The 16,196-nt window shown below is 67.4% G+C and carries 13 protein-coding genes and 1 pseudogene; 6 read left to right on the plus strand and 8 right to left on the minus strand.

Going from position 1 to position 16,196, the window contains the following annotated elements; genetic code table 11:
• Positions 1–114 precede the first annotated feature (114 nt).
• The gene (locus FB600_RS11685; protein WP_096748776.1) at positions 115–1,065 is read left to right on the plus strand and encodes a LysR family transcriptional regulator; all 951 of its coding nucleotides are present in this window, start codon (positions 115–117) and stop codon (positions 1,063–1,065) included.
• Between the two features lie 42 nt (positions 1,066–1,107).
• On the opposite strand, the gene FB600_RS11690 is transcribed toward FB600_RS11685, so the two are convergent.
• Complete coding sequence (locus tag FB600_RS11690) at positions 1,108–2,595, minus strand: sigma-54 interaction domain-containing protein (protein WP_227742969.1); 1,488 nt, start codon at positions 2,593–2,595, stop codon at positions 1,108–1,110.
• 290 nt (positions 2,596–2,885) lie between these two features.
• Between FB600_RS11690 and FB600_RS11695 the strand changes: the two genes are divergently transcribed.
• Together FB600_RS11695 and FB600_RS11700 are read left to right on the plus strand one after the other, a co-directional pair.
• Positions 2,886–3,785 (plus strand): MBL fold metallo-hydrolase, encoded by a 900-nt coding sequence (locus FB600_RS11695; protein ID WP_145756785.1) that lies wholly within the window; start codon positions 2,886–2,888, stop codon positions 3,783–3,785.
• Between the two features lie 94 nt (positions 3,786–3,879).
• Positions 3,880–5,112: pseudogene (locus tag FB600_RS11700) on the plus strand (FAD/NAD(P)-binding oxidoreductase); the annotation flags it as partial.
• A gap of 100 nt (positions 5,113–5,212) precedes the next feature.
• Here FB600_RS11700 and FB600_RS11705 read toward each other — a convergent pair.
• The 4 genes from FB600_RS11705 to FB600_RS11720 form a co-directional block, all read right to left on the minus strand.
• Complete coding sequence (locus FB600_RS11705; RefSeq protein WP_013698200.1) at positions 5,213–6,031, minus strand: ABC transporter permease subunit; 819 nt, start codon at positions 6,029–6,031, stop codon at positions 5,213–5,215.
• Positions 6,028–6,957, minus strand: coding sequence for an ABC transporter permease subunit (locus FB600_RS11710; protein WP_096748773.1), 930 nt, complete (start codon positions 6,955–6,957; stop codon positions 6,028–6,030). Before FB600_RS11710 ends, FB600_RS11705 begins: the two co-directional genes overlap by 4 nt.
• Entirely contained in the window at positions 6,954–8,105 is a 1,152-nt protein-coding gene (locus FB600_RS11715; protein ID WP_047836582.1) for an ABC transporter ATP-binding protein, read from the minus strand. The genes FB600_RS11710 and FB600_RS11715 overlap by 4 nt, the downstream gene beginning before the upstream one ends.
• 109 nt (positions 8,106–8,214) lie before the next feature.
• Entirely contained in the window at positions 8,215–9,309 is a 1,095-nt protein-coding gene (locus tag FB600_RS11720) for a polyamine ABC transporter substrate-binding protein (protein ID WP_096748772.1), read from the minus strand.
• Positions 9,310–9,834: 525 nt separating this feature from the next.
• Here FB600_RS11720 and FB600_RS11725 point away from each other — a divergent pair.
• Both FB600_RS11725 and FB600_RS11730 read left to right on the plus strand, forming a co-directional pair.
• Positions 9,835–11,163, plus strand: coding sequence for a phospholipase A (locus FB600_RS11725; RefSeq protein ID WP_145756851.1), 1,329 nt, complete (start codon positions 9,835–9,837; stop codon positions 11,161–11,163).
• Positions 11,164–11,212: 49 nt separating this feature from the next.
• Entirely contained in the window at positions 11,213–11,416 is a 204-nt protein-coding gene (locus FB600_RS11730; RefSeq protein ID WP_013698205.1) for a DUF1289 domain-containing protein, read from the plus strand.
• A 102-nt stretch (positions 11,417–11,518) separates the two neighbouring features.
• Here the strand turns inward: FB600_RS11730 and FB600_RS11735 are convergent, their stop codons facing one another.
• Both FB600_RS11735 and FB600_RS11740 read right to left on the minus strand, forming a co-directional pair.
• On the minus strand, positions 11,519–12,160 hold the full coding sequence (locus FB600_RS11735) for an OmpW/AlkL family protein (protein WP_096748770.1): 642 nt from the start codon (positions 12,158–12,160) through the stop codon (positions 11,519–11,521).
• 65 nt (positions 12,161–12,225) lie between these two features.
• Entirely contained in the window at positions 12,226–13,416 is a 1,191-nt protein-coding gene (locus tag FB600_RS11740) for an NAD(P)H-dependent flavin oxidoreductase (RefSeq protein ID WP_098181883.1), read from the minus strand.
• Between the two features lie 221 nt (positions 13,417–13,637).
• Between FB600_RS11740 and FB600_RS11745 the strand changes: the two genes are divergently transcribed.
• The gene (locus FB600_RS11745; protein ID WP_145756784.1) at positions 13,638–14,264 is read left to right on the plus strand and encodes a LysE family translocator; all 627 of its coding nucleotides are present in this window, start codon (positions 13,638–13,640) and stop codon (positions 14,262–14,264) included.
• 107 nt (positions 14,265–14,371) lie between these two features.
• Here FB600_RS11745 and FB600_RS11750 read toward each other — a convergent pair whose 3' ends face one another.
• Positions 14,372–15,964, minus strand: a complete 1,593-nt coding sequence (locus tag FB600_RS11750) for an ABC-F family ATPase (RefSeq protein ID WP_047836476.1) — start codon at positions 15,962–15,964, stop codon at positions 14,372–14,374.
• Positions 15,965–16,196 lie beyond the last annotated feature (232 nt).

Here is a 16,196-nt window from a genome sequence, read left to right on the forward strand (position 1 = left end):
GATTTCGAAAGGATTAGTGTTTTCCCGTGGATTAGCCGTGTTATTGTTTTTCCGGGCCATTCAAACGCATCCGTTTGACTCCGTTTCCTCAATAACCATACGAACGAGCTTCCAATGGACACACTCGTCAGCATGCAGGTATTCCGCCATATTGTCGAAATCGGCAGCTTCGTCGGTGCAGCCGAACGAATGGGCATGTCATCGGCCATGGCGAGCAAGCACGTCGCGCATCTGGAAAGCCGGCTCGACGCCCGGCTGCTGCATCGAACCACCCGACGCGTTTCCCTGACCGAGGCCGGACGTGAGTACTACGAACGAGTGGTGCCGGCGCTGATCGAGATCGACGAGGCCAGCCAGTCGGTCAACACCGAGGCGATCGTGCCGCGCGGGCGGCTGCGCGTGGTATCGCCCTCCTCGTTCGGGTTGCGGCACCTGGTGGGCGCGGTCACCGACTACACGGCGCGCTACCCGGAAGTGAACGTCGACATGGCGATCTCCGACCGCGTGCTCGATCCGGCCGACGAGCGCTACGACATCGCGATCCTGGTCACGCCTTCGAGCACCAAGCCCGCCTCGCCCTTCGCGCGGCCGCTGGCCACCGCGCAGATCCTGTTCGTCGCCTCGCCGGCGTATCTCGCCGAGAACGGCACGCCGGCCACCCTCACCGACCTGGCCGCGCACAACATCCTGCAGGACAGCAACGGCGCGGGGCCGCTCGACTCGATCGCGCGCGAGGCCGCCATCGCCTCGCGCGTCGCGCTGAACAGCAACCTCAGCGTCAACCAGCCGGAAGCCTTGCGGATCGCCGCGGTCAACGGCGCCGGCATCGCCCTGCTCGGCACCGACGTGGCCGGCGACGACATCGACGCCGGTCATCTGGTGCCGCTGCTGCGCGACGTCTCGCCCACCCGCCGGCTGTCGATCCATGCCACGCTGGGGGCCAGCCCGCGCGCCTCCACCACCAGCCGCTCGTTCGTCGACTTCCTGGCCGAGCGTTTCGCGCAGCGCCCGCTGTGCGCCTCGCTGGACCCGGTACCCGCCGCCGCGCCGATGGCGCTCGCCTGAAGCCGGCGCGCGGCCCGCTCGGCCGATGGTATCCGCGAGGAATCAGAGGTCGCGGCCCGCGAGACCGAGCGCGCGCATGCGACGATACAGCGTGCGCTCGCTGATGCCGAGCCGCGCCGCCAGCGCCTTGCGCGAGCCGCGAAAGCTGCGCGCCACCTGGCGCAGCGTGTCGTCGTCGGGCGCGCCGCGCGCGAGGCCCGCCTCGGGCGGCGCCTGCAGCGCCTGCGGCAGGTGCTCGGCGCGGATCACGCCGTCGTCGGCGAACAGGCAGGCGCGCTCCAGCACGTTGCGCAATTCACGGATATTGCCGGGCCAGGCATGGGCCTCGAGGCAGGCCCGCGCGCTTTCGTGCAGCGTCCAGGGACGCGCGCCGGGCCGGCCGTCTGCAATGCGGCGCAGGATCGACTCGGCCAGCAGGCCGATATCGCCGGGCCGCTCGCGCACCGGCGGCAGCTCGATCGGAAAGGCGCTGATCCGGTAGTAGAGATCCTGGCGGAAACGGCCGTCGCCGATCATCTCGCGCAGCGGCTGGTGGGTCGCCGCGACCAGCCGGAAGTCGGCGCGCAAGGCCTCGATGCCGCCCACGCGCCGGAACGTGCCCGACTCGATCAGCCGCAGCAGCTTGACCTGCATCGAGGCCGGCACGTCGCCGATCTCGTCGACGAACAGCGTGCCGCCCTGGGCCGTCTCGACCAGCCCGGGCTTGCGCTGGTTCGCGCCGGTGAAGGCGCCCTTCTCGTAGCCGAACAGCTCGCTCTCGAACAGCGACTCGGCGATGCCCGAGCAATCGACCACCACGAAGGGCCCCGCCGCGCGCGGGCTGGCCTCGTGCAGGGCCCGCGCGAACAGTTCCTTGCCGGTACCCGATTCGCCGAGCAGCAGCACCGGCAGCATCGAGGGCGCGACGCGCTGCAGGGCCGACAAGGCGCCGTTGAAGGCATCCGAGCTGCCGACCAGGCCGCCCGCGCTGGGCCGCGCGGAGGCGCTGCGCACGGTGGTCAGCCGCTCGACATAGGCCACCACCGCCCCCTCGCCGTCGAACACCGGGCGCATCTCGACATCCACGTGCTCGGGCCCGCGCGGCGTGTGATGGATATGCAGCACGCGCGAGGCCGCGCCCGACTCGAGCGCCGCGCGCATCGGGCAATGCTCGCCGGCCTGGTCGCAAGGCACCTCGTAGTGATGCGAGACGCGATAGCAGTGACGCCCGACGTGCGCGCGGCCCGCGCCGCCGAACTGCCGCTGGTAGGCGCCGTTCGCGGCGAGGATCCGGTAGTCGGGATCGACCACGATCATCGGCTGCGGATCGTGCTCGAGGTAGGAAACCAGCGCGCCGAGGCCGGCCGGCGAGGTGGTCGGCGCGCTCGCGTCAGAGGAACCGGCGGCAGCCGCCGCCGGCTCGAGCGGCTCGAGCGGCACGATCGGGATCGTGCGCCGGGCATCGGCAACGCGCTCGGCGCGAGGCTGGCCGGCAGCCTCGGCAAAATCGGGCGCGGGCATGGAGCGATGAGAGGGGCGACGCGTGGACATGGAAACAGGCTCGGGCGGCCGCGGCCGCGAAGGGACAAGCACACGGGACAAACGAATCGCCGCCGGCATCAACACGGCAGGCCGACGGCGGGGACTGCCAATTCTGCCATGACACTGCCATCGATGGCAGCAATCCATCGCGCGCCGCCGCCTTCGTCCGGCGCGGCGCTTCCCGGCGCTCGAAAAAATCGCCGTCATATCAAATAATTAAGGAAAACACGCGCCAGCCTTGGTGGGCTGGCACGCATCTTGTCTCGATTCCACGTTTTCCGCTTTCGGAGTGCCGTTCGATGTCCGCCCCTGCCTTCACCGTCGAGTCGTTTTTCGATCCCGCCACCAGCACGGCCACCCATGTCGTCCTCGACACGGGCTCGCACGAGTGCGCGATCATCGACTCGGTGCTCGATTTCGACCCGAAGTCGGGCCGCACCAGCCACGCCAGCGCCGAGCGCGTCGCCGAGCACGTCGAATCGCTCGGCGCGCGCGTGCGCTGGCTGCTGGAAACCCATGTGCATGCCGACCACCTGTCGGCCGCGCCCTGGCTGCAGGCGCGCCTGGGCGGCGAGATCGCGATCGGGCGCGACGTCACCCAGGTGCAGAAGGTGTTCGGCGCGCTGTTCGATGCCGGCCCCGGCTTCGTCGCGGACGGCCGCCCGTTCGACCGGCTGATCGACGAAGGCGACACGCTCGAGCTGGGCACGCTCGCGATCCGCGCCATCCACACGCCGGGCCACACGCCGGCCTGCATGACCTACCTGGTCGCGCGCGCGGACGGCGGCTCGGCGCCGGCCGAGACGACCGCCTTCGTCGGCGACACGCTGTTCATGCCCGACTACGGCACGGCACGCTGCGATTTCCCCGGCGGCGACGCACGCACGCTCTATCGCTCGATCCGCAAGGTGCTGAGCCTGCCGCCCGACACGCGCCTCTATCTGTGCCACGACTACCAGCCCGACGGCCGTCCCGTGTGCGTGGTGACCACCGTCGCGGCGCAACTGCGCGACAACATCCATGTCCACCAGGGCATCGACGAGGACAGCTTCGTGGCGATGCGCACCGCGCGCGATGCCACGCTGGCGATGCCGGTGCTGATCCTGCCCTCGGTGCAGGTCAACATGCGCGCCGGGCAACTGCCCGAGCCGGCGCCGAACGGCATTCGCTACCTGAAGCTGCCGATCGACGCTCTGTGAACCGCGCCGCCCCAGCCTGCATTCCCCCAAAGGAGTCCGAACCATGTCCGTAACGTCTTCGACGATCGGCGGCGCCGGCGTGCCCGCCACGCGCCACGACATCGTGATCGTCGGCGCCGGCGCCGCCGGCATCGCCACCGCGGCCAGCCTGCTCAGGCGCGAGCGCTCGCTCGACATCGCCCTGGTCGATCCGGCCGGCACCCATTACTACCAGCCGGGCTGGACCCTGGTCGGCGGCGGCGTGTTCGAGGCGCCGGCCACCGCCCGGCCGATGGAAGCGGTCCTGCCGCACGGCGTGACGCGCATCCGTGCGGCCGTCGCCGCGTTCTCGCCCGAGCAGGACCGTATCACGCTGGAGGGCGGCGCGAGCATCGGCTACCGGCAATTGATCGTGTGCCCCGGGCTGGAACTGAACTGGGCCGGCATCGAAGGGCTGGCGGACACGCTCGGCAAGCACGGCGTGACCTCGAACTACCGCTACGACCTCGCGCCCTATACCTGGCAACTGGTGCAGGCGCTGCCGCGCGGGCGCGCGATCTTCACCCAACCGCCGATGCCGATCAAATGCGCGGGCGCGCCGCAGAAGGCCATGTACCTGTCGGCCGATCACTGGCGCCGCGCCGGCCGCCTGAAGGACATCGAGATCGAGTTCCGCCTGGCCGGCAACGTGCTGTTCGGCGTGCCGGACTATGTGCCCGCGCTGATGGATTCGGTGCGCGGCTACGGCATCGACCTGCGTTTCGGCGACCAGTTGATCGCCGTCGACGGGCCGGCCCAGCTCGCGCGCTTCCGGCGCGCGCGCCCGGAGGCCGAGGGCGGCGGCAGCGAGGAGATCGAGCGCGAGTTCGACCTGCTGCACGTGGTGCCGCCGCAGCGCGCGCCGGGCTTCGTGCGCGACAGCGCGCTGGCCGATGCGGGCGGCTGGGTCGACGTCGACCCGGCCACGCTGCGCCATCGCCGCTACGAGAACATCCACGCGCTCGGCGACGCCACCAACACCAGCAATGCCAAGACCGCGGCGGCCGCGCGCAAGCAGGCGCCGGTGGTGGCCCACAACGTGCTGGCCGCGCTCGGCCGCGCGCGCGGCGTGGCGCGCTACGACGGCTACGGCTCCTGCCCGCTGACGGTCGAACGCGGCCGCGTGGTGCTGGCCGAGTTCCTCTATGGCGGCAAGCTCGCGCCGACCTTCCCGGGCTGGCTCAACGACGGCACGCGGCCCTCCAGGCTGGCCTGGTTCCTGAAGGAGAGCCTGCTGCCGAGGATCTACTGGAACGCCATGCTCAAGGGCCGCGAGTGGTTCGCGCGGCCGGCGATCAGCGAAGGCTGAGCCCCCCGTCGCAAGCCTCGTCAACGACGAAAAGCCCGGCTTCGCTTTGGCGAAGCCGGGCTTTCTCATGCGCAAGGGCGAGGCGCTCGCCTCGCACGGATCAGACGGCGGCCGCGAGCCGGCGCCGCTCCTTGCGCAGCATGAACATGTTGGCGGCCACCACGCCGATCGTCACCGCCGCGATGAACAAGGTGGCCAGCGCGTTCATCTCGGGGTTCAGGCCGAGCCGCACGCGCGAGAACACCACCAGCGGCAGCGTGGTCGAGCCGGGGCCGGACAGGAAAGCCGACAGCACCAGGTCGTCGATCGACAGCGTAAACGACAGCAGCCAGCCCGATACCAGCGCCTGCGAGATCAGCGGCAGCGTGACGGTGAAGAACACCTTCAGCGGCGTGGCGCCGAGATCGAGCGCGGCCTCCTCGAGCGAGGGATCGAGCTCGCGCACGCGCGACTGCACGATGATCGCCACGTAGGACAGGCACAGCATCACGTGGCCGAGCCAGATCGTGAACATGCCGCGCTGCGCGGGCCAGCCGATCCACTTGGCCAGCTCGATGAACAGCAGCAGCAGCGAGATCCCCTGGATCACCTCGGGAATCACCAGCGGCGCGTTGATCATGCCCGAGTAGAGCGCGTGGCCGCGAAAGCGCCCCATGCGCGCCAGCACGTAGCCGGCCCAGGTGCCGATCACCACCGAGGCGCAGGCGGTCAGCACGCCGATCTTCAGCGACAGCCAGGCGGCCGCGATCAGCTCGTCGTCGCTCAGCAGCGCCGAGTACCAGCGCGTCGAGAAGCCGGACCAGACCGTCACCAGCTGCGACTCGTTGAACGAGTAGACGATCAGGCTCAGGATCGGGATGTAAAGAAAGCCGAAGCCGAGGGCCAGCGCGACCAGGCGCAGATAACGATTCGGCATCATTTGCGACGGCCCTCCAGTTCCTTCGCCTGGAAGTGCTGGAACGCCGCCATCGGCACCAGCAGCAGCAGCACCATCGCGCAGGTCACCGCCGAGGCCATCGGCCAGTCCGCGTTGTTGAAGAACTCGTTCCACATGACGCGGCCGATCATCAGCGTGTTCGCGCCGCCGAGCAGTTCCGGGATCACGTATTCGCCGACCGCCGGGATGAACACCAGCAGGCAGCCCGCGATGATGCCGTTTTTCGACAGCGGCAGCGTGATGGTCAGGAAGGCCTTCCAGGGCTTGGCGCCGAGGTCGTAGGCGGCTTCCAGCAGGCGCAGGTCCATCTTCACCAGGTGCGCGTAGAGCGGCATCACCAGGAAGGGCAGATAGGTGTAGACCATGCCGATGTAGACCGCCACGTTGGTGCGGTACAGCTCGATCGGCACGTGGATCAACCCGATCCAGATCAGGAAGTTGTTGAGCAGGCCGTTGTTCTTCAGGATCCCGATCCAGGCGTAGACGCGGATCAGGAACGAGGTCCAGAACGGCAGCATCACCGCCATCATCAGCAGGTTGCGCGAGGCCGGGTTCGAGCGCGCGATGTAGTACGCCATCGGGTAGCCGAGGAGCAGGCACAGCAGCGTGGTGACCGCCGCCACCCACACCGAATTCACGTAGGTCGCGAAATACAGGCTGTCGGTGAACAGGAAGGCGTAATGCGCGAGGTTCAGCTTGATCGTCAGCGCGCCGTCGGCGAACGAGGTCAGCTCCGTGTAGGGCGGAATGCCGAGCTCGAGCTCCGCGAAACTGATCTTCACGACCAGCACGAAGGGCACCGCGAAGAACAGCACCAGCCACAGGAACGGCCCGGCGATCACGGCCGAGCGCCCGCTCAGGCCGAGCTTGCGCACCGGCCACCGGAGGAACGTCGACAGCGCGCTCATGAGGTCAGCACCACGCCGGCCGAGGCGCTCCAGCGCACGTAGATCTCGTCGTTCCATTCGGGCGTGTCGATCTCGGACAGCGCCAGGCTGGTGGCGTTGGCGATCACGGTCTTCCCGGAGTCGAGGCGGATGTGGTAAAGCGAGTAGCCGCCCATGTAGGCGACGTTGGCGACCACGCCATGCGCCCAGTTGTAGGCGCCCTCGGCCGGCTTGCGCGTGAGCGCGATGCGCTCGGGGCGCACCGAGACGGTCACGGCCATGCCCAGCGGCCCGGTGATGCCGTGGCTCACGTGCATGCGGCACGGCAGGTCGGGCGACTCGATGTAGACGTAGTCGGGCTCGTCCTCCACCACCTTGCCCTCGAACAGGTTGGTCGAGCCGATGAATTCGGCCGAGAAGCGGCTGTTCGGGTATTCGTAGACCTCGCGCGGCGCGCCGATCTGCACGATCTCGCCCTCGCTCATCACGGCGATCCGGTTGGCCATCGTCATCGCCTCCTCCTGGTCGTGGGTGACCATGATGCAGGTGACGCCGACCTTGTCGAGGATGTTGACCAGCTCGATCTGGGTGCGCTGGCGGATCTGCTTGTCGAGCGCCGACATCGGCTCGTCGAGCAGCAGCAGCTTGGGCCGCTTGACCAGCGAGCGCGCCAGCGCCACGCGCTGCTGCTGGCCGCCCGACAACTGGTGCGGCTTGCGGCTCGCGTAGCGGCTCATCTGCACCAGTTCGAGGGCGTCGCGCACGCGTTCCTTCAACTCGGCCCTGGGCACGCCCTCCTGCTTGAGGCCGTAGGCGACGTTCGCCTCGACCGTCATGTGCGGGAACAGCGCGTAGGACTGGAACATCATGTTCACGGGCCGCTTGTAGGGCGGCATCTGGGCGAGGTCCTCGCCGTCGATCAGGATCCTGCCCGAGGTGACGGTCTCCAGCCCGGCCAGCATGCGCAGCAAGGTGGATTTGCCGCAGCCGGAACTGCCCAGCAAGGCGAACAGTTCGCCCTTGCCGACCGACAGATTGACCTGGCGCACCGCGGTGGTATCGCCGAACTGCTTGACCACGTCGACGATCCGCACGAAGTTCGCGGCGTGGTCGGCCTGCGCGGCGGGGGACGGCGCGCCGGCGGACGGCATGCGCGACTGGCTATTCATGATCTGCTGCATCACTCCTGCGTGTTACCAGACAAAGGCGATTGAAGACGAACAAAGCCCCCGGGGGTACCAGGGGCTTGATGGGGCGGGTTCGATTCCGGGCCGAGGCTCAGCGTCCGGACTTGAACTCCGTCCAGAGCCGCGTCTGCAGACGCTGGATTTCAGGCGGCAGCGGCTTGAGCAGGAACAGCGTCTTGACCACGTCGGCCGGCGGGTAGACCGCCGGATCGTTCGCCACGTCCTTGCTCACGAACTGGCGTGCCGCCGCGTTCGCGCTCGGGTAGTAGACGGCGTTGGTGATCGCCGCATGGACCTTCGGATCCTCGATGTAGTTGATCCACTCGAGGGCCGCTTCCTTGTTCTTCGCATCCTTGGGGATCGCCATCACGTCGAACCAGACCGGTGCGCCGCCCTTCGGGATGTAGTACTCGATCTTGTAGGGCTTCTTCGCTTCCTGCGCGCGGTGCTTGGCGATCACCACGTCGCCCGACCAGCCGTACGCGAAGCAGATGTCGCCGCCGACCAGGTCGTTGATGTAGCCCGAGGAGTTGAACTGCGTGATGTAGGGGCGGATCTTCTTGAGCATCACCATCGCGGCCTGGTAGTCGGCCGGCGAGGTGCTCATCGGGTCCTTGCCCAGGTAGTGCAGCGCGGCCGCGAACATCTGGTCCGGCGCGTCGAGCACCGACACGCCGCAGGCCTTCAGCTTGGAGATGTTTTCCGGCTTGAACAGGATGTCCCAGTTGTCCAGCGGCACCTTGCCGAGGATCTGCTGCGCCTTGTTCAGGTTGTAGGCCAGGCCGGTGGTGCCGTAGGCCCAGGGCACCACGTACTTGTTGCCCGGATCCGCGCCGGCCACCAGGGCCATCAGTTGCGGATCGAGATTCTTCAGGTTCGGCAGCTTCGACTTGTCGAGCGGCGCGAAGATGCCGGCGGCGATCTGCTTGCCGGCATAGTTGCTGGTCGGCACCACGATGTCGTAGCCCGAGTTGCCGGTCAGCAGCTTGGCCTGCAGCGTATCGTCGCTGTCGTAGTTGTCGTAGCGGACCTTGACGCCCGTTTGCTTCTCGAAGTTCGGGATGGTGTCCTTGGCAATGTAGTCGGACCAGTTGTACACATTGAGCTGCGTGTCCTTGGCCGAAGCCGCGCTTGCGGCCACGCACAGCGAGAGGGCCATCAACCGGCCTGCCACCTTTGCTTTCATCCCGTTCTCCCGTCCGGCCGTGCTCCGACCGGTATCGACTGTGTCGTCACGACGGCGTCGCCTCGGCAACCCGTCCCTCAAAACCCCGAAAAGTAACACTAATCCCGTGGTGTCACAAAAAAATCGCATCGCTGTCGCGCAAACGGAACACCGGTTTCCGGCAGGGCCGCCGCGCCGCCCACGCTCCCGAACGGGATCGGGAAGTGCGCGCATTTTATCGGGTTATGGACGGCTGTCCACCCGAAAAAATGTCGGGTCGAGGATGGGCTCGACCCGTTGCCCGACTCCGCGAAAACCAGCTTGGCATGCGGGGCGGCACCGGGCCCATGGCGGCGCGACCGAAGCTTGCGATCAAACGCCACGGGGCGCGCCCTCACCTCGCTCGCGGCCAAGCCGGGCGGGCTCCCGCCACCGATCCGATTCGACCCTGCGACTGAATTACAATATGCCGACTCTTCGCAGTGTCCGCGCAGTATCCATGTTGCGACACGACTTTCCACCGTGCCTCGTCAATCCATCGATCTCATGCGCCATCGTCCCGCTTTCGCCGTTTTCGCTGCTTCCCGCGCTTTCGCTCACGTCCCGTCATCCGCCGCTAGCCGGCACCCGCTCGGCATCCTGGCTTCCGCCGTCGTGCTGGCCTTCGCGGCCAATACCGCGCAGGCCACGGTAGCCCTGGTGCAACCGGCGCGCGAAGCCGCGGCCGATGCGCCGCTCACGCTCACGCTGATCTACTCGGACGATGACGCGAAACCGCTGCCGGTCAGCGTGCCCGACACGCTCGAGGTGACCGTGACCAATGCCGAGCAACCGCCGGTGCCCGTCAAGCTGGTGCGCGAGGCCGGCGTGCCCGAGCGCTTCACGCTGAAGGCCGGCCAATACCGCAAGGTGAGATTTTCCGCGCCCTGGCCGGACAGCGCGCGCGGCACCGTGACCATCACGCCGGTGGGCTTCGACGCCTCGGCGGCCGTGGTTTCGCTGAACCGCAGCGCCAATCAGTTCGTCGTGGCCCGCGCCGAAACCGCCGAGGGGCATCAGGCCAGCCCCGCCGGCGTGGCGGCGGCCGCCTCGGGCGTGGCCGCCACCGCCGGCACGCCGCAGCCGAGCGGCGACGCGCTGACCACCGGCGCGCGGGGCCTGTTGTCGAGAATCTCGTACTACGAACCGATGTACATCGGCGTGGGCGTCAACGGCGACGTCAGCGCCAAGCTGCAGTTCAGCTTCAAGTACCGGCTGCACATGCCCGACAACCCGGCCTCGCGCTCGCTGCTGGACAATCTCTATTTCGCCTACACGCAGACCTCGATCTGGGATCTGTCGGCCGATTCGAAGCCGTTCCGCGACACCAGCTACAAGCCGCGGCTGTTCTACTACGTCGCCGACACGGGCCTGCACAGCCCCTGGTTCACGCGCATGGGCTTCGCGGCCGGGATCGGGCATGAGTCGAACGGCAAGGCCGGCCCGGATTCGCGCAGCCTCAACATCCTGTTCGTGCAACCCACCTGGGAATTCGGCGATCTGACGAGCTACCACTGGCAGGTCTCGCCGATGCTTTATTACTACCTGGGCATCAGCGACAACCGCGATATCGCCGACTACCGCGGCTACATGGACCTGGTCGTCAAATACGGCAGCCCCGACGGCTGGCAGTTGTCGACCACGCTGCGCAAGGGCACCCACCACTGGTACGGCAGCGTTGACACCAAGCTGTCGTACCCGCTCGCCAAGCTGTTCGACAATGCCTGGGGCGGTTATGTCTGGATCGGCTATTTCAACGGTTACGGCGAGGACCTGCTCGACTACAACCAGCGCCAGCACTGGATCGCGCGGGTGGGCGTGAGCATCGCGCGCTGATGCTTTACCATTACGCATTGCCGCACCAGCCCGGACCCAACGACGCATCATGAGTTCCAATCTTCACGACAAGCCCGACAGCCCCTGCATCGGCGTCTGCTCGACCCTGTTCGACGATGTCTGCAAGGGCTGCGGCCGCACCGCCTTCGAAGTGGCCAATTGGGTCTTCATGAGCGAGGAAGAAAAGGCCGCCGTATGGGAGCGCATCACGCTCGACGGCACGGCCATGCGCTTCAAGTACGACAAGATCTGAGCCTCCCACTCGCGCCGCCGGCTCGCCCTTCGAGCGCCGGACGCAAAAAAGGCGGCACGCGAACCGCCGTGCCGCCCAACCCCAACGCTTGAATCCGTTCGATCAGAACTTCATACCGACACCGACCCCGACGATCAGCGGGTCGATGTGCAGGCGGCCGATCGATTGGCCGCCGAGCGTGGCATCGGTATGCATCCAGAGCTTCTTGATGTCGAAGTTGACGAAGAACTGCTTGCTGACCTGGACGTCGACGCCGAACTGCAGCGCGGGCCCGAAGCTGCTCTTGTGGACCGCCACGCCCTGGCTGCCCACGTGCAGCCCGTCGTTGTAGAAGAAGGTGTAGTTCAGGCCCGCGCCGATGTACGGGCGAACCCGGCCCGCATGATTGAAGTGGTATTGCAGCAGCAGCGTGGGCGGCAACACGTTCACGCCGCCGAGCGGGCCGAGATTCGAATTGACCTGGTGACGCGAGGTACCGAGGATCAGCTCGACGCCGAGATAGTCACGAATCATGTAGGTGAAATCGAGCTCCGGCACCAGCGCGTTGTTCACGCCGGCGTTGATGTCGGACAGCGTGCCGCTGCCGCGATCGGCCGGCATGATTTCGATGGCGCGCAAGCGCATCAGCACATCGCCCTGCGCGATACCCTGCCCCGGCGACGCCGCCTGAGAGACCGACGGCAGCATCGCGAACACGCCTGCGCAGGCCAGCGCGGAAACGATGCAACGGATTTTTTCATTCATGACTTGAGCCCCCTGAGAACGGTATCGATTGTCCGGGGGCATACCTGGCGACGCGTTGACGTCCATCAAGCCAGCGAAAACGTAGGACGGTTTGTCGCAGGCTCGGGCGCGGTGCCGGTCAACAGCAGCGCGAGCAGGTCGCGCACGCTGCGGATCGCATTGCCGAACGGCAGCGCTTCGCGGCCGCGGAAGAACAACCCGTTGGCGACGTCGCCGCGTAGCGCGGCCGCCAGGCGCGTATCGATGCAGAAATGCCCGAAGCGCTCGATGCCGTCGCGCAGGCCGCAGACTGACAGGCATTCCAGCGCGGTCGGGCAACGCTGCCGCAGCGCGCCGAGCTTGCTGCGAATCCGCGTCTCGTGGCGCAGGTAGCGTTCGAGCCAGGGCGTACGCACCGCGCGCGCCGGCAGGCCCGTGACGCTGATGAAATCGACGATGTCCTCGGGACGCGCCTGCACGAGCACCTGCTTGAAGGCCGGATGCGCATCGCCCTCCTCGGTGACGGCGAAGGGCGTGCCGACCTGGACGCCGCTGGCGCCGAGCCCGAGCGCCTCGCGCACCGCCTGGTGGCTATTGATGCCGCCGCCGACGATCAGCGGGATCGCCTCGCGCGCGAGGCCCAGCGCCTCGATCGTCTGGCGCGTCTCGCCGAGCACGCGCGCGAAATCGAAGCGCGCGTCGTTGGCCTCCTCGATGCGCGACACGCCGAGATGGCCGCCCGCATGCGCGGGATGCTCGATCACGATCGCATCGGGCAGGCGCCCCTTCTTCATCCACTTCTTCAGCACCAGGGCGATGCCGCGCGCGTCGGACAGGATCGGGATCAGCGCAATATCGTGCCCTTCGGTCAGCTCGGGCAGGTCCAGCGGCAGGCCGGCGCCCATCACGATCGCGTCGGCGCCGGCATCGCAGGCGAGGCGCACATAGTCGGCATGGCTGCGCACCGCTTTCATGACATTGACGGCGATCATGCCGCGCCCCTCGCTCCAGCTACGCGCGCGCTCGATCTCGCGGCGCAGCGCCTCGAGGTTGGCCGCCTCGAGCGTGTCGCGATCGGGCCGGGCACGGCAGCGCGCGAGCAGGTCGGCATGGTGATGGCGCAGGTCGATGCTCGCGATGGTGCCGAGCGCGCCCTCGCGCGCGACACTGCCGGCGAGCCGATGCGCGGATATGCCCACGCCCATGCCGCCCTGCACGACGGGAAGCAGGGAACGGCCGCGAATCGTCAGCGGGGCGAAGGGAATGGCAAGCGTCATGGTGAGCCTCGTGCGGGCAGCGTCGAAGAAGGCTCGATGATCGGGGAATGGCGGATACGGGGGTTGACGCGCGTCAAGCGCAAGCTGCGATGGGGCCAAGCGGCGCTGGCTGGACTCGAGGACGCGCGCGCAGTTGCCGAGCCGCCGGCTTGCTAATATCGCCACGTGCCGCTCGTGCCGATTCGTGCCGCAAACCCTCGCCCCCTCCTCTGGAGCACACGATGACGTTTTCCGCCCTGCTGGTCTTCAGCCTCGTCATGCTGGCCGGCATCGCCACGCCCGGGCCGACCGTGCTGCTCGCGCTCAGCAACGCCTCGCATTTCGGCCTGCGCCGCGCCAGCTTCGGCATGGCCGGCGCGCTCGCCGCCGACCTGCTGCTCGTGACCCTGGTCGCGCTGGGGCTCGGCGCGGTGCTGGCCGCCTCGGAGACGCTGTTCGTGGCGCTCAAATGGCTCGGTGCCGCCTGGCTCGCCTATGTCGGCTGGCGGCTGCTGCGCGCCTCGGGCCAGGCTGCCGGGCCCGATCCCGAACGCGTCGCGCCGGCGCGTCGCGCGCTGTTCCTGCGCAGTTTCTTCATCGCGATGAGCAACCCCAAGTACTACCTGTTCATGACGGCCCTGCTGCCGCAGTTCGTCGATCGCGGCCAGCCGGTGGCCGCGCAGTACTTCGCGCTGGGGCTGACGGTCGGCGCGCTCGACGTGGCCGTGATGACGGCTTATGCGCTGATCGGCATCAGGTCGGTGGCGCTGTTTCGCGAGCGCGGCGTGCGCTGGATGAATCGCATCAGCGGCGGCATGCTGTTGCTGCTGGCGGGATCGGTGGCGCTGTATCGGCGCGGTACCCACTGAAGCGAACCGCCGGCGCCCGGCGCCGCCCCAAAAAAGAAAACGCGGCGATCGATGATCGCCGCGTTTCGCGTGAAAGGCCGGAGCCGGTGCAAGCCCGGCCAGCTTGATCAGGCCTTTTCCTGCGTCGCCAGGAAGTCCTCGTAGTTGCCGCCGAAGTCGTTGAGCGTGCCGTCGGTGCGCACCTCGATGATGCGATTGGCCAGGCCGCTGACGAACTCGCGGTCGTGCGACACGAAGATCAGCGTGCCCTCGAACTGCTCGAGCGCGATCTGCAGCGACTCGATCGACTCCATGTCCATGTGGTTGGTCGGCTCGTCCATCAGCAGCACGTTGTGGCGGCCCAGCATCAGCTTGCCCCAGATCATGCGGCCCTTCTCGCCGCCCGACAGCACCTTCACCGACTTCTTGATGTCGTCGGAGGAGAACAGCAGGCGGCCCAGCGTGCCGCGCACCATGGTCTCGTCGTCGCCTTCCTTGCGGTAGTTGTCGATCCACTCCATCAGCGTGACGTCGTCCGGGAACTCCTCGTAGGTGTCCTGCGGCATGTAGCCGACGTTCGCGTTCTCGGCCCACTTGACGCTGCCGTGGTCGAGCTCGAGATTGCCGAGCAGCGCGCGCAGCAGCGTGGTCTTGCCCGCGCCGTTCTCGCCGATGATGGCGATGCGCTCGCCCGGCTGCACCGACAGGTTGAAATTGCTGAAGATGGTGCGCTCGTACTTCTTGGTCGCCTCTTCCGCCACCACCGCGATGTTGTGCAGCTTCTTCTCGAACTCGAAGCGGATGAACGGATTCTGGCGCGACGAGGGCTTGAATTCCTCGATCTTGATCTTGTCGATCTGCTTGGCCCGGCTGGTGGCCTGGCGCGCCTTGGACTTGTTCGCCGAGAAGCGGCGCACGAAGTCCTGCAGTTCGGCCACGCGCTCCTTGGCACGCGCGTTGGCATTGGCCTGGCGCTCGCGCGCCTGCGCCGAGGCGAGCATGTAGTCATCGTAGTTGCCCGGCCAGACCTTCAGCGTGCCGAAGTCCATGTCGGCCATGTGGGTGCAGACCGAGTTCAGGAAGTGACGATCGTGCGAGATGATGATCATCGTCGAGTTGTACTGGTTGAGCGTGTCTTCCAGCCAACGGATCGAGTTGATGTCCAGGTTGTTGGTCGGCTCGTCGAGCAGCAGCACGTCGGGCTTGGAGAACAGCGCCTGCGCCAGCAGCACGCGCAGCTTCCAGCCGGGGGCCACCTCGCTCATGGTGCCGTTGTGCAGCTTCTCGTCGATGCCGATGCCCAGCAGCAGCGCACCCGCGCGCGCCTCGGCATCGTAGCCGCCGAACTCGGCGAACTTCGCCTCCAGCTCGGCCGCGTGCATGTAGTCGTCGTCGGTGGCTTCCGGGTTCGCGTAGATCGCGTCGCGCTCGGTCATGGCGGCCCACATTTCCGTGTGGCCCTGCATCACCACGTCGAGCACGCGCACGTCCTCGTAGGCGAACTGGTCCTGGCGCAGCTTGCCCAGGCGGATGTTCGGCTCGAGCGCGACATTGCCGCCGCTGGGCTCGAGATCGCCGCCGAGGATCTTCATGAAGGTCGACTTGCCGCAGCCGTTCGCGCCGATCAGCCCGTAGCGGTTGCCCTCCCCGAACTTGACCGAGATGTTCTCGAACAGGGGCTTGGGCCCGAATTGCATCGTGATGTTGGCGGTAGAAAGCACAGCGTGGCCTGTTAAGTGGTAGATCGACGTAAACCCGACATTTTAGCAGGTCTCGGTGACGCACTGTGCTCGGTGCCGCGGGCGGAACGATGGAAGGAAAATCGGGCGGGATCGTGGTGTTTCGGAAGCGGCAAGGCAAGGATCGCGCGAATGGGCCGGGGCCTCGACCCTATTTGGTGTCATGCGACGCGACCGCCAGATCCCGCGCACGCGAGGGACGGCGGGCGGCCGG

Origin of the sequence: Burkholderia sp. SJZ089 (assembly GCF_007828315.1) — a bacterium.
Classification (GTDB): Bacteria; Pseudomonadota; Gammaproteobacteria; order Burkholderiales; family Burkholderiaceae; genus Burkholderia; species Burkholderia gladioli.